This window comes from Roseivivax sediminis (genome assembly GCF_900112685.1).
GTDB classification, from domain to species: Bacteria; Pseudomonadota; Alphaproteobacteria; order Rhodobacterales; family Rhodobacteraceae; genus Roseivivax; species Roseivivax sediminis.
This window is the reverse complement of the sequence record NZ_FOMS01000005.1, coordinates 127,408-140,262: the sequence shown is the minus strand read 5'-3', so window position 1 is coordinate 140,262 and position 12,855 is coordinate 127,408. Positions and strand designations below refer to the sequence as shown.

The 12,855-nt window shown below is 69.5% G+C and carries 12 protein-coding genes; 4 read left to right on the top strand and 8 right to left on the bottom strand.

The features are described from left to right. Positions 1–80 precede the first annotated feature (80 nt). The 3 genes from guaB to F3H57_RS09560 all read left to right on the top strand — a co-directional run bounded on the left by guaB (position 81) and on the right by F3H57_RS09560 (position 5,116). On the top strand, positions 81–1,529 hold the full coding sequence (guaB, locus tag F3H57_RS09570) for an IMP dehydrogenase (protein ID WP_149755678.1): 1,449 nt from the start codon (positions 81–83) through the stop codon (positions 1,527–1,529). A 10-nt stretch (positions 1,530–1,539) separates the two neighbouring features. Further along, positions 1,540–2,694: an RsmB/NOP family class I SAM-dependent RNA methyltransferase gene (locus tag F3H57_RS09565; RefSeq protein ID WP_149755677.1), complete on the top strand. Its 1,155-nt coding sequence runs from the start codon at positions 1,540–1,542 to the stop codon at positions 2,692–2,694. Positions 2,695–2,821: 127 nt separating this feature from the next. Then, positions 2,822–5,116, top strand: a complete 2,295-nt coding sequence (locus F3H57_RS09560) for a hybrid sensor histidine kinase/response regulator (protein ID WP_223163029.1) — start codon at positions 2,822–2,824, stop codon at positions 5,114–5,116. Here F3H57_RS09560 and F3H57_RS09555 read toward each other — a convergent pair. Genes F3H57_RS09555 through trpD form a run of 5 tightly spaced genes read right to left on the bottom strand, consistent with a single transcriptional unit; the run spans position 5,089 to position 9,201 of the window. After that, on the bottom strand, positions 5,089–6,264 hold the full coding sequence (locus F3H57_RS09555; RefSeq protein ID WP_149755675.1) for a molybdopterin molybdotransferase MoeA: 1,176 nt from the start codon (positions 6,262–6,264) through the stop codon (positions 5,089–5,091). The genes F3H57_RS09560 and F3H57_RS09555 overlap by 28 nt on opposite strands. Beyond that, the gene (gene moaC / locus F3H57_RS09550; protein ID WP_149755674.1) at positions 6,261–6,737 is read right to left on the bottom strand and encodes a cyclic pyranopterin monophosphate synthase MoaC; all 477 of its coding nucleotides are present in this window, start codon (positions 6,735–6,737) and stop codon (positions 6,261–6,263) included. Before moaC ends, F3H57_RS09555 begins: the two co-directional genes overlap by 4 nt. Before the next feature lie 3 nt (positions 6,738–6,740). Then, positions 6,741–7,544: an indole-3-glycerol phosphate synthase TrpC gene (gene trpC, locus F3H57_RS09545; protein WP_149755673.1), complete on the bottom strand. Its 804-nt coding sequence runs from the start codon at positions 7,542–7,544 to the stop codon at positions 6,741–6,743. Then, positions 7,541–8,191, bottom strand: coding sequence for a uracil-DNA glycosylase (locus F3H57_RS09540; RefSeq protein WP_149755672.1), 651 nt, complete (start codon positions 8,189–8,191; stop codon positions 7,541–7,543). Before F3H57_RS09540 ends, trpC begins: the two co-directional genes overlap by 4 nt. Then, positions 8,188–9,201, bottom strand: coding sequence for an anthranilate phosphoribosyltransferase (gene trpD / locus F3H57_RS09535; RefSeq protein WP_149755671.1), 1,014 nt, complete (start codon positions 9,199–9,201; stop codon positions 8,188–8,190). Before trpD ends, F3H57_RS09540 begins: the two co-directional genes overlap by 4 nt. A gap of 195 nt (positions 9,202–9,396) precedes the next feature. On the opposite strand from trpD, the gene F3H57_RS09530 reads away from it, so the two are divergent. Then, on the top strand, positions 9,397–11,145 hold the full coding sequence (locus F3H57_RS09530; RefSeq protein ID WP_149755670.1) for a polysaccharide deacteylase family 2 protein: 1,749 nt from the start codon (positions 9,397–9,399) through the stop codon (positions 11,143–11,145). Here F3H57_RS09530 and F3H57_RS09525 read toward each other — a convergent pair. The 3 genes from F3H57_RS09525 to F3H57_RS09520 form a co-directional block, all read right to left on the bottom strand. Next, positions 11,139–11,786: a DUF1638 domain-containing protein gene (locus F3H57_RS09525; protein ID WP_188129646.1), complete on the bottom strand. Its 648-nt coding sequence runs from the start codon at positions 11,784–11,786 to the stop codon at positions 11,139–11,141. The genes F3H57_RS09530 and F3H57_RS09525 overlap by 7 nt on opposite strands. A gap of 7 nt (positions 11,787–11,793) precedes the next feature. Continuing rightward, complete coding sequence (locus F3H57_RS22170) at positions 11,794–11,967, bottom strand: hypothetical protein (RefSeq protein ID WP_188129645.1); 174 nt, start codon at positions 11,965–11,967, stop codon at positions 11,794–11,796. 103 nt (positions 11,968–12,070) lie between these two features. Then, positions 12,071–12,775, bottom strand: coding sequence for a corrinoid protein (locus F3H57_RS09520; RefSeq protein WP_149755668.1), 705 nt, complete (start codon positions 12,773–12,775; stop codon positions 12,071–12,073). Positions 12,776–12,855 lie beyond the last annotated feature (80 nt).

Below are 12,855 nucleotides of genomic sequence, written 5' to 3'. Positions count from 1 at the left end.
CGGCGCTTTGGGGCTTTCCCCTTCGCGTCATCCGTGCGATGGGGACGCGCCAACCGAACCCCTCCAAAGGAGTCCCGCCCATGGAGATTCGCGAGGCGCTGACCTTCGACGACGTCCTTCTGGTTCCAGCCGAATCGAGCGTGCTGCCCTCGACCGCGGACACGCGCACGAGGGTCACGTCCTCGATCGCTCTCAACATCCCGCTGATGTCGTCGGCCATGGATACCGTGACCGAGGCGCGCATGGCGATCACCATGGCGCAGGCCGGGGGCATCGGGGTCATTCACCGCAATCTCGACGTCGCGCAACAGGCGCGAGAGGTGCGGCGGGTAAAGCGGTTCGAGAGCGGCATCGTCTACAACCCGATCACCCTGCGCCCCGACCAGACGCTCGGCGATGCGCGTGCGCTGACCGAACGCTACGGCTTCACCGGCTTTCCGGTGATCGACGAGGGGCGGCGCGTCGTCGGCATCGTGACCAACCGCGACATGCGTTTCGCCACCTCGGACGAAACGCCCGTTCACGCGATGATGACCAAGGACAACCTTGCCATTCTCGCCGAACCGGCGGACCGCGACGAAGCCAAGAACATGATGAAGGCGCGGCGGATCGAGAAACTGCTCGTCACCGACGCCGCCGGCAAGCTCACCGGGCTGCTGACGCTCAAGGATACCGAACAGGCCGTGCTCAACCCCACCGCCTGCAAGGACGAGCTTGGCCGGCTGCGCGTCGCCGCCGCCTCGACTGTTGGCGATGCGGGCTTCGAGCGGTCCGAGGCGCTGGTCGACGCGGGGGTGGACCTCATCGTCATCGACACCGCGCACGGTCATTCGGAGGGGGTCGCGAAGGCGGTGGAGCGCGCCAAGCGCCTGTCGAACGACGTTCAGGTGATCGCCGGAAATGTCGCGACGGCGGAGGCGACCCGTGCCCTCATCGGTGCGGGCGCGGACGGCATCAAGGTCGGCATCGGGCCGGGCTCGATCTGCACCACGCGGATGGTGGCGGGCGTCGGCATGCCGCAGCTCACGGCGGTGATGGAATGCACCGCGGCGGCCGGCGACGTGCCGGTGATCGCCGACGGCGGCATCAAGTTCTCGGGCGATTTCGCCAAGGCGATCGCCGCCGGCGCCTCCTGCGCCATGGTCGGTTCGATGATCGCCGGCACGGACGAAAGCCCGGGCGAGGTGATCCTCTACCAGGGTCGGTCGTACAAGGCCTATCGCGGCATGGGCTCGCTCGGCGCGATGGCGCGCGGCTCGGCCGACCGGTATTTCCAGAAGGATGCGGCCTCGGACAAGCTGGTGCCCGAGGGGATCGAGGGGCAGGTGCCCTACAAAGGGTCGGCGGGCGCGGTGATCCACCAGCTTGTCGGCGGTCTGCGCGCGGCGATGGGCTATACCGGCTGCGCGACGGTGGAGGAGATGCGGCACAATTGCAATTTCGTGCGCATCACCAATGCCGGCCTTCGCGAGAGCCACGTGCACGATGTGGCGATCACCCGCGAGTCGCCGAACTACCGGATCGGTTGAGTCGCCGGCGATGACCCCCGCGGCGCGCTACCGCAGTGCGGCCGAGATCCTCGACCGCATCGCCGCCGGAGAGCCGGCCGAACGCGCGCTGACCGGCTGGGCGCGCGGTGCGCGATTTGCGGGGTCCAAGGACCGCGCGGCGGTGCGCGATCATGTCTTCGACGCGCTGCGCCGCTGGCGCTCTGCCGCAGTAAGCGGCGGCGGCGAGGGCGGGCGGGCCGTGATCCTCGGCCTCCTGCGGCTCAATGGGATCGACCCGGACACGGTCTTTACCGGCGAGGGGCACGCGCCTGCGCCGCTGTCGGCGGCCGAACGGGCGGAAGGGAATGCGCCGGAGGGTCGCGCGGCTTGGGACCTGCCCGACTGGCTCTGCGACCGGCTTGCCGCGTCCTGGGGGCCGGAGGCGGGCACGATCGCCGAGGCGCTGCGCCACCGGGCGCCGGTGACCCTGCGCGTCAACACCCTCCGCGCCGATCTCGCCGCCGCCCGGCGCATGTTGGAAGCCGACGGGATCGAAACCGCGACCAATCCGCTGTCGCCCACGGCGCTGACGGTCACCGCGAACGCGCGCCGCGTCGCCGGCTCCGCCGCCTACCGCGCGGGCCATGTCGAATTGCAGGACGCGGCGAGCCAGGCGGTGTCGGACCTCGTGCCGCTGCCTGCCGGGGCGCGCGTGCTCGACCTCTGCGCTGGCGGTGGCGGCAAGACCCTGGCGCTGGCCGCCCGGCTCGGTGGCGGGCCGGTCACGGCCTGGGATGCCGATCGCGGCCGGATGCGCGACCTTCCGGGACGGGCGGAGCGCGCCGGGGCCGAGGTCGGCCTGCCGGCGAGCCCCGAGGGCCTCTTCGACGTCGTGCTGACGGATGTACCCTGTTCCGGTTCGGGCGCCTGGCGCCGTGCGCCCGAGGCCAAATGGCGCCTGACAGAGACGCGGCTCGCGGAACTGCATCGCTTGCAGGACGGTATCCTGGACCGCGCCACGACCCTCCTGCGGCCGGGCGGCACGCTTGTCTACGCCACCTGCTCCGTCCTGTCCGACGAGAACGATGCGCGGATCGATACCTTCCTCGCGCGGCACGATGGCTGGCGCTGCACGCTTCGGCGGAACTTCCTGCCCGATCAGGCGGGAGACGGGTTCTTCACCGCGCACTTGATGCGCGAATAAGCGGCGCATAGGCTGGAGCAAGTTGGCTTAACGGTTTTTTAGATGACTGCCGGCCATCGTTTTGCGGGTCGTCGTTTTTCGGCAGGTGGTCATGAGTGAAGCAAGCGTTCTTACCGGAAAGCGTCCCGTGACAGCTCGATCGCGCATCGCGCATTGGGCGGCCGCGCTCCTTGCCGGGGTGACCTGCTTCGTCGTCTCCGTCCTTGTGCCGGACCGGACGTTGTCCGTCGCGCTGATATCGGCGGGCGCGGTGTTTACGTTTTCGGGCGCGTTGTTGGGGCTGTGGCGCCTTCCGGCGCGGCGGCGCGCGGCTTCCGCCAATGTCACGCTGGAGGCATTGCTGGCGGACGATCCGGCGCCCTGCCTCCTCTGCACTTCGGACTTTGCGCTGCATTTCGCAAACGACGCCGCACGGCGCAATTTTGCTGCCGATGCGTCGCTCCCGGGGTTGCTCAGGGGACGGCTCGCGCATCCCGCCGCGCTTCTGCAAAGGCTCGGCGAAGAGGTGGCGCGTAGCGGACGGGCCTCCGAAGACGTGATCGTGGGCGACGGTGCACTGCGGGTGACCGGCAGGGATGCCGGCGATGGGTTGACCTTATGGCGGGTCGAGGATTTTTCCGCCCCGCCCACCGGTGAGGCAGGCGTGCCCACGCTCGCGGTCGGACGCAAGGGCGCCGTGCTGGCGATGAACACGGCTGCGCGCGCGCTGCTGGGCCGCCGTGTCCGGGCGCTGTCCGAACTGATTCCGGGGGACGCGGTGAAAGACGGCGCGATCCACGACATTCCCGTTGCCACGGGAACCGCGCGTTACGAATTCCGCTCGATCTCCGCGGGCCCGGGGCGCAGCGAGATCGCCCTCCTGCCGGCGCCCGATACCGGCGCGGTGTCCGACATCCTGCTCGAGACATTGCCGATCGCGCTGCTGAAGGTCGCCGCCGATGGTGCGATCCTCGCGGCCAACCGGGAGGCGCGCGCGCTGCTGGAGCTCGACGGCATAGACGGTGTGCGCCTCGGCATGCTGTTCGAAGGTCTGGGCCGGCCCATCGCCGACTGGCTCTCCGACGCGGCAGAGGGGCGCGGCCTCAACCGTCCCGAATTCCTCCGCCTCAGCCGCGCGCGAGAGGAGACGTTCCTCCAGGTCGCGCTGACGCGCGGCGGCGGGCTGGACCTGATCGCGGTGATGACCGATGCGACGGAGCTCAAGACGCTCGAGGCGCAATTCGTGCAAAGCCAGAAGATGCAGGCGATCGGCCAACTCGCGGGCGGGATCGCGCATGACTTCAACAATCTTCTGACTGCGATTTCAGGGCATTGCGACCTTCTGCTCTTGCGTCACACGCGCGGCGACCAGGATTACGACGACCTCGTCCAGATCAATCAGAACGCCAACCGTGCGGCGGCGCTTGTCGGCCAGCTTCTGGCCTTCTCGCGCAAGCAGCCGATGAAGGCGGAACTGCTCGACCTGCGAGAGACGCTGTCGGACCTCACGCACCTTCTCAACCGCCTTGTGGGAGCGCAGATCACTCTTGAACTGCGCCACGAACCGGCGCTGCCGGCGATCCGCGGCGACCGGCGGCAGCTCGAACAGGTGATGATGAACCTCGTGGTCAACGCCCGCGATGCGATGCCTGAAGGCGGCCGCATCCTCGTGGAGACGGAGCGCCTGACGCTCAGCGCCCCACTGCGCCGCGACCGCGCGATGGTGGAGCCCGGCGATTACGTCGTGGTCAAGGTGACCGATACCGGCACCGGCATTCCGCCCGACCAGGTCCGCAAGGTGTTCGAACCGTTCTACACCACCAAGCGGAGTGGCGAGGGCACCGGGCTGGGCCTGTCGACCGTCTATGGCATCATCAAGCAGACCGGCGGGTTCATCTTCCTCGACAGCGAGGTTGGCAAGGGGACGACCTTCAAGCTGATCTTCCCCGCCCAGAGTGCGACGGCCCGGCGCGACGCCGCTCCCGCCGCGATCCCGGCCCGCAAGATCAGGGACGCGGCCGACGCCGCCGAAGGCGTCGTGCTCATCGTCGAGGACGAGGCGCCTGTCCGTGCTTTCGCGGCGCGGGGCCTCAGGCTGAAGGGCCTGACGGTAATCGAGGCCGATAGCGGTGAAGCCGCGCTCGACATCCTCAGCGATCCCGGACTCTCGGTGGACCTGATCGTCTCCGACATGATCATGCCGGGGCTCGACGGGCCCACCTGGGTGCGCCAGGCACGGGAGGACCGGCCCGAGACCGGGGTGATCTTCGTGTCGGGCTATGCCGCCGACTCGCTCGGCGACTCCGCCGGAGATGTCGGCAATGCGACTTTTCTGCAGAAACCGTTCTCGCTGAACCAGTTGGCTCAGGCCGTCCACGACAGGCTGCGCGACGAGGACGGGGCCATGGCAGACGATCAGGCGCCTGTTCGCAGCGGCAGGTAGTCCAGTTCCGCACCTGCACGCCGCGCCGGGTCGTGCGGCGGGCGGATCGCGAGGGCGTCGGCCTCGTTCAGTACGGTCAGAAGTGCGCTGTCTTGCCGTTCGAACACGTCGAGGCCCGAGCCGCCCAGCCGCGCCCGCATGTAATGCTCGCGCGGACCGTTCGCGGGCAGGTCCTGCGCCAGTGGCGCGCGCCGGCGCGGTGCGGGCTGCGCGCCCAGCCCGAGCAACGCCCGGATCACGGGGGCCACGAACACATGCCCGCAGACCATGGCCGAGACCGGATTGCCCGGCAGGCCGATCATCATCGCCGCGCCGAGCCGGCCAGCCATCAGCGGTTTGCCGGGCCGCATCGCCACCTTGTAGAACGCGCGATCCAGCCCGCGCTCCTCCGCCACCGTGGCGACGAGGTCGTGATCGCCCACCGACGCGCCGCCCACTGTGATGACGAGATCGGCGTCGTCCACGAGTCCGAGCACCGATCCGAGCGCCGCCGCGTCGTCCCGGGCGACCGGCAGCATCCTCGGTTCCGCCCCGAGTTCGCACAGCAGCGCATGAAGCCCGAACGTGTTGGAGGCGACGATTTGGTCGGAGCCGGGCAACTCGCCGGGCATCACCAGCTCGTCCCCGGTCGCGATCAGCGCCACGCGGGGGCGCCGCGTCACGCGCACATGGCCCGCATTCATCGCCGCGAGCAGGGCAAGGTCGTTCGGTCCGATCCGGCGCGGCGCAGACATCCTGGCCCCAGTGGTAAAGTCCGTACCCGCCGCACGCACATGGGTGGCCGCGTCGATCGTGCGCAGCGTCGCGCGATCGCCATCGCGCACCACGTCCTCTTGTATCACGACGCGCGTGGCGCCGGCGGGCATCGGCGCGCCGGTGAAGATCCGCACCGCCTCACCGGCGCGCACGATACCGGAAAATCCATGCCCGGCAGCGCTTTCACCGATGACCTTGACGCTCTCGCCGGGGGCGGCCTCCGCGATCGCGTAGCCGTCCATGGCGGAGGCGGCGAAGGGCGGTTGATCGCGCCCGGCGACCACGTCCGCCCGCAGCACGCGGCCGGCCGCCGACAGAAGCGGAACCTCCTCCGTCTCTAGCGGCGCGGCCAGCGTGAAGAGCGCGTCGAGCGCCTCGGTCACGGTGATCATGGCGCTTCGTATCGGCCGGACTTGCCGCCGTCCTTGAGGCGCAGGTGCATCCCGCCGATTTCCATGCCCCGGTCGACCGCCTTGGCCATGTCGTAGACCGTCAACGCGGCGGTCGACACCGCGGTCAGCGCCTCCATTTCGACGCCGGTCTGGTCGGTGGTCTTGACCGTCGCCTCGATCCTGAGGCCCGGCAGATCCGCGTCGGGCACGATGTCGACGGCCACCTTGGTGACCGGCAGCGGATGGCACAGCGGGATCAGGTCAGAGGTTCGTTTCGCCCCCATGATCCCGGCGAGCCTGGCCACGCCGATCACGTCGCCTTTCTTGGCTCGGCCTTCTACAATTATTTCAAGTGTTTCCGGGGACATCTTCACCCAGCCGACAGCCACGGCCACGCGGGCCGTCGTGGCCTTGTCCGAGACGTCGACCATGTGGGCGCGGCCCTCGTCGTCGAAATGCGTGAGGTCCGCCATGGCTCAGGCCGGCACCGGGTCGGCGAGGATGCGGGCGGTCGCGGCTTCCACGTCCGCCTCCCGCATCAACGACTCGCCGATGAGAAAACTGCGTGCGCCCGTCTCGGCCATCGCGCGCAGGTCGGCAGGCGTGTGCAGACCCGACTCCGAGACCAGAAGCCGGTCGCCCGGGACATGCGCGGAAAGATCGCGCGTCACATCAAGAGAGGTCTCGAAGGTATTGAGATCGCGGTTGTTCACGCCGATCAGCCGGGACTTGAGCTTGAGCGCGCGGTCAAGCTCGGCCCGGTCATGCACCTCGATCAGCACGTCCATGCCCCAGTCCATCGCGCAGGCCTCAAGCTCTGCCGCCTGGCCATCGTCGAGTGAGGCCATGATCAAGAGGATGCAGTCGGCGTGCAGCGAGCGCGCCTCGACCACCTGGTAGGGGTCGTAGATGAAATCCTTGCGCAACGCCGGCAGCATCGTCGCGCCGCGCGCCTGCGTCAGGTAAGGCTTGGCGCCCTTGAAATAGGCCATGTCGGTCAGCACCGACAGGCAGGTCGCACCGCCGCGTTCATAGGCGCGGGCCAGCTCGGCGGGATCGAAATCCTCCCGGATGAGACCCTTGGACGGAGAGGCCTTCTTGATCTCGGCGATGAGCCCGTAGCCGTTGCCCTGCGCCCGCGCGAGGCTGTCGGCAAACGGTCGCACGGGGTCGGCGTTCTTCGCCGCACCTTCGATCAGTTCGAGCGGCATCGTCGCCTTGTCCGATGCGATCTCGTTGAGTTTGGTGGCCTTGATTCTATCCAGAATGGTCTCTGTCATGTCCTCGTCCAGTTGATTTCGCTCTCGCCTCTGGCCCTAAGCCAGTCGTTGACACGCGAAAAGGGGCGGGACCCGAAAAAGCCCCGCCGCGCCGACAGCGGCGATGGGTGTGGCGACTGGAGGATAAGATGGCCGGGCACGGATATGAAGGGGGCGAAGCGCTGCGCATGTCCGCCCCAGAGTACAAAGGCCCGCGGCGCCTGCGAAAGATCCTGCAGCACCTCCTGTGCGAGGCGCGACCAGCCCAGCCGCGCGTGCCCACCCGCGTCGCCGGCAGGAACCGTGAGCGCCGTGTTGAGCAGCAGCACCCCGTCGCTTGCCCAGCCGCGCAGGTCGCCGTTTTCGGGAGATGCGCCAAGGTCGCTCTGCATCTCCTTGAAAATGTTCGTAAGAGAGCGGGGCAGGGGGCGCACCTCCGGCTCCACCGAGAAGGCGAAACCGTGGGCATGGCCGGGCGTCGGATAGGGATCCTGGCCGAGGATGACGGCCCGCACGCCGGCCGGTGGCAGCGCGTCCAGAGCGGCGAAGACCTGCCCCGTCGGCGGCAGCACGGGCCGCGTCTCGGCCGCGAGCGCCGCCTCGATCCGCGGCAGCTCGTCGGCGAAGAACGGCAGATGCGCCCAGGCCGGAGGCGGAGTGAGGGTCACGAAGAGGTCAGGCGCGCGAGCGTCTCGACCCGCGTTTTCGCGGCGCCGGAATCGATGCTGGTCGCCGCCATTTCGACGCCGGTGCGCAGGTCGGGTGCGACACCCGCCACCTTCAGCGCGGCGGCCGAGTTCAGCAGCACCGCGTCCCGGTAGGCCGAGGGCGTGCCCTCCAGCAGCGCGCGGAAGGCGGCGGCATTCTCTTCGGGGGTTCCGCCGAGGATCGCCTCGAACGGGTGTTCGGGCAGGCCGGCCTCCTCTGGGTGCAGCTCGAACTCCGTCACCTCGCCGTCGTCGAGCGCGGCGACCCAGCTGACCCCCGCGATGGACAGCTCGTCGGTGCCGTCGCCACCATGCACGAGCCACGCCCGGGTCGATCCCAACGTGCGCAGCGTCTCGGCCATGGGCCGGATCAGCATCTTCGCGAAGGCGCCGGTCAGCTGATAGGACACGCCCGCCGGGTTGGTCAGCGGCCCCAGGATGTTGAAGATCGTCCGGGTGCCAAGCTCCATCCGCGAGGGGCCGACATGGGCCATCGCCGGGTGGTGCATCGGCGCCATCATGAAGGCGATGCCGGCCTCTTGCAGGATGGCGGAAACGCGCCGTGCCTCCACCATCACGTTCACGCCCATCTGCGTCAGCGCATCGGCGGCCCCCGATTTCGACGACAGGTTGCGGTTGCCGTGCTTGGCCACCGGCACGCCTGCCCCGGCGACCACGAAGGCTGTCGCGGTGGAGATGTTGAGCGTGCCCTTGCCGTCGCCGCCGGTGCCGACGATGTCCATCGCGCCGGCGGGCGCCGTCACCTTGTGGCACTTGGAGCGCATGACGGCGGCGGCAGCCGCATATTCCTCGACCGTCTCGCCGCGGGTGCGCAGCGCCATCAGCAGCCCGCCGATCTGGCTCGGCGTCGCCTCGCCCTCGAACAGAAGGGTGAAGGCGCGCTCGGCCTCGTCGCGCGTCAGCGGGCGGTCGGCTGCGGCGCCGATCAGTGGTTTCAGTGCGTCGGTCATGCGGGCACGGGGAGAAAGGTCATGCGCGGCCAGTCGTTTCGGGGGGCGCGAGGGGTGGTCGCGGCCGGTCAGGTCACGCTATACATGCGGTGAGCGGCGAAGGCGCGTCAAGGGGGCGCCGGGGCGGATCCGGACCCGGGGAAACGAGGTTCGGGCCGGCGCGTCGCGCGTGGCGGAGCAGGAAAGGATCGGGCCATGGCAAGCGGGTTTCTGTCGGGTGCGGCGCTGGGGCTCGCGGCCACGGTCGCGGCGGCGGCCGTCCTGTCGGTTGCAGTGGGCGTGCCCGAGGATCCTGACCGAACCCGGGTCGAAGCGCCGGAACCGACCGTGGCGGAGACGGACGATGGAGGGCCATCCGCCGGCGCCGAGAGTGACGGGTCCGAGGAGAGCGCCGCCGAGCCTGCCTCCGACACCGCGGAGGCGGGGCCCGAGGACGATACGCAGCCGATGCCTGCCGAAGATGCAGAGCGGGAAACCTCCAGGACCGAGTTGCCGCCGCCGCCCGAACCGGCGCGCCGGCCGGAGGCGGAAAGCCGCGTCGCGGTGGGCGAGACCGTGCCCCTCGATACGCCCGAAACGCCGCGCGAGGGTGACGTTCCGGGTGGCGACACGGCGCCGGCCGGTCGGCCGGAAGCGGTGCAGGAGAGCGGCCCATTTCCCGCACCCGATGCACCGCAGAGCCCCGGTCGGGTTGCCGTCAGTACCGACGCCCCGGTCATGGCGCCGCCCGCCGTGGAGGAGCCGCAGGCGCCGGGCGCCGAAGCCGCCCCGAGTATCGCCACCGAACCCGCGCAACCGCCGAGCCCGTCCGTTCCGGGGGAGGACAGCGGCCTTGTCGCCGATGCCGGGGAGGAAGACGAGACCAATGACGACGCGGCGCCCTCCGACGCGGCCCCCGAGGCGCAGAGCGAAATCGGCGCGACACCGCCGCCCGCGCCGGAGAGCGATCCGGCTCCTGTGGCTCCCTCTGAGGACGCGGCGCCGAGACTCGCCGCCGCGGAGACCGGCCCCGAGGCGCCCGAACCGGACGCCGCCCCCGAGCCGGAGCTCGCCCGGCCGCCGCGTCCCGAGGTCGAGGCCAACGAGACCGGGAGCGAGGAAACCGAGGGCGACGAGGCCGGGACCGAGGAGTCCGGCGCGTCGGAGCGCCCCGGCGTCGGCGCGCCGGCGACCCGCCTGACCGACCGGGACGACGCGGTGCCGGTCCACCGGCCGGGCGACGATCCGGATGTGCCGGAGAATGCGCCCGAGGCCGAGGCCGAAGAGAGCGGCCCTCCCATCGAACGCTACGCCGCTCCGGCCGTGGAGGCCGGCGACCGGCCGCGGATGTCGGTGATCCTCATCGACGATGCGGGCGGGCCGCTGGGACCGCAGGCGGTGGGCGCCTTTCCCTTCCCGGTGAGCTTCGCGGTCGACCCGGCCCTGCCGGACGCAAGCGAGCGCATGGCGGCATACCGCGAGAAGGGCTTCGAGGTGCTCGCGCTTGCCGGCGTGCCGGAGGGCGCGGCGGCCTCGGACGTGGAAGTTGCGCTCGAGGCGGCGTTCAGTGCGCTGCCGCAGTCGGTTGGCGTGCTCGAGGCGCCGGGCTCGATGCTCCAGGGGTGGCGGGCTGTGTCCGATCAGTTGACCGAAGTCCTGAACGATACCGGGCATGGGCTGGTGATGCTGCCGAACGGGCTGAACACCGCGCAACAGCTTGCGGCGCGCGCCGGTGTGCCGTCGGGCACGGTGTTCCGCGATTTCGACGGCGACGGGCAGGACCCGACAGTGCAGCGGCGCTTCCTAGATCAGGCCGCCTTCCGTGCGCGCCAGGACGGGCCGGTGATCATGCTGGGGCGGCTGCGCGCCGACACGCTCTCTGCGCTCTTGCTGTGGTCCCTTCAGGATCGCGCGTCGCAGGTGGCGCTGGTTCCGGTGTCCCAGATCCTGCGCGGCGACTATTGATTCGCGGCCCAGCGGGCCAGCGTCGGGGCAAGATCGCCGTAGCCGGTGAAGCGTCGTTCGAAGGCGAGACCGAGGCGGTCCGCGCAGGCGCGCGCCGTCTCGGTCAGGTCCGGATCGTCGGTCTGTGCGAGGTAGACGAGGGTTTCGTAATGGCCGAAATACGCCTCGCGCAGCTCGGGATGGCGGTCGAGGCCGAGCGGTCGCCAGACGAAAGCGTCGAACTGCCGCGCGAGGAAGTCGGTCAGGTAGAAGGCCGTCATCTCGTCCCGCGCGGCGAAGGCGGCGTTGCCCTCGAAGAAGCTGTAGCAATGGGGGCCGGCGACCATCTCCACCCCCAAGGCGGCGCAGCGCGCCGCGAGCCGTCCGCCGGTGCCGCAATCGGCGTAGACGACGTGGAGGCTGTCATAACGGTCGCGATGCCGCTCGACGGCGGCCTCGACCGCATCGGGGATCGACTCAGGCGTGTTGTGCAGGATCGCCGGCAGGCAGACGAGATCGAGGTGGTCCCAGCCGTTGGCGTCGCGCAGGTCGAGGATTTCCCTGGCGAGGGCGCCGCAGGCAATGAGCAGGACGCGACCCGTCCGATCGGCGGCGCGTCCTTCTAGCGTCAGCGCGTCGTCGTCCGGGAGCGGCGCGTCCAAGGCGCGCTCAGATGTGACGGTCGTCGAAAGGGACGTGCCCAAGCCCCCAGCGCAGCGCCAGCGCCACGATCAGCAGGATCGGCAGTATCGTCATCGCGCCGAAAGCGCTGAGCGCCCAGATCGTGAGGCCTGCCGCTGACAGGACAAAGAGCACGAGCAGGGCGAAGAATGTCACGGGCATGAACGTCTCCTCTCTTGACAGAGAATATGGGACGGAAGTGCCCGCAAGAAAAGCCCCGCCGGGCCCGGCGGGGCGCTTTGACGCTGCGGCAGCGGCCCTTCGCTCACCCGGCCACGAGCGAATTGTGCTTGCGCGACATCATCGTCTTGGCCGTCTCCACCGCTACGGCGGCATCGCGGCAATAGGCGTCGGCGCCGATGGCCTGGCCGAATTCCTCGTTCAGGGGCGCACCGCCGACGAGCACGATGTAATCGTCGCGGATGCCCTGCTGGACCATCGTGTCGATGACGGTCTTCATGTAGGGCATCGTCGTGGTCAGCAGCGCCGACATGCCGAGGATGTCGGGCTTCTCGGTCTCCAGTGCCTCCAGGTACTTCTCCACCGGGTTGTTGATGCCGATGTCGATGACCTCGAAGCCGGCGCCTTCCATCATCATCGACACCAGGTTCTTGCCGATATCGTGGATGTCGCCCTTGACCGTACCGATCACCATGCGGCCCACCGTGGGCGCGCCGGTCTCCGCCAGGAGCGGTTTGAGGATCGCCATGCCGGCCTTCATCGCGTTCGCCGCCAGCAGCACCTCGGGCACGAAGAGGATGCCGTCGCGGAAGTCGCGACCGACCACCGTCATGCCGGCGACGAGCGCCTCGGTGAGGATGTCGTAGGGTTGCCACCCCCGCTCGAGCAGGAGGTTCACGCCCTCCTCGATCTCTTCCTTGAGACCGTCGTAGAGGTCGTCATGCATCTGGGGGACAAGCTCTTCGTCGCTGAGCTCCGCCAGGATCAGGTCGTCTTCCGCGTCAGACATGGCATACACTCCTTGCCGCCACTCGTAGAGGTCGCTGCGTCCCCCGACTTCGTTCACACATGGCGCCTGCCGTGACAGCG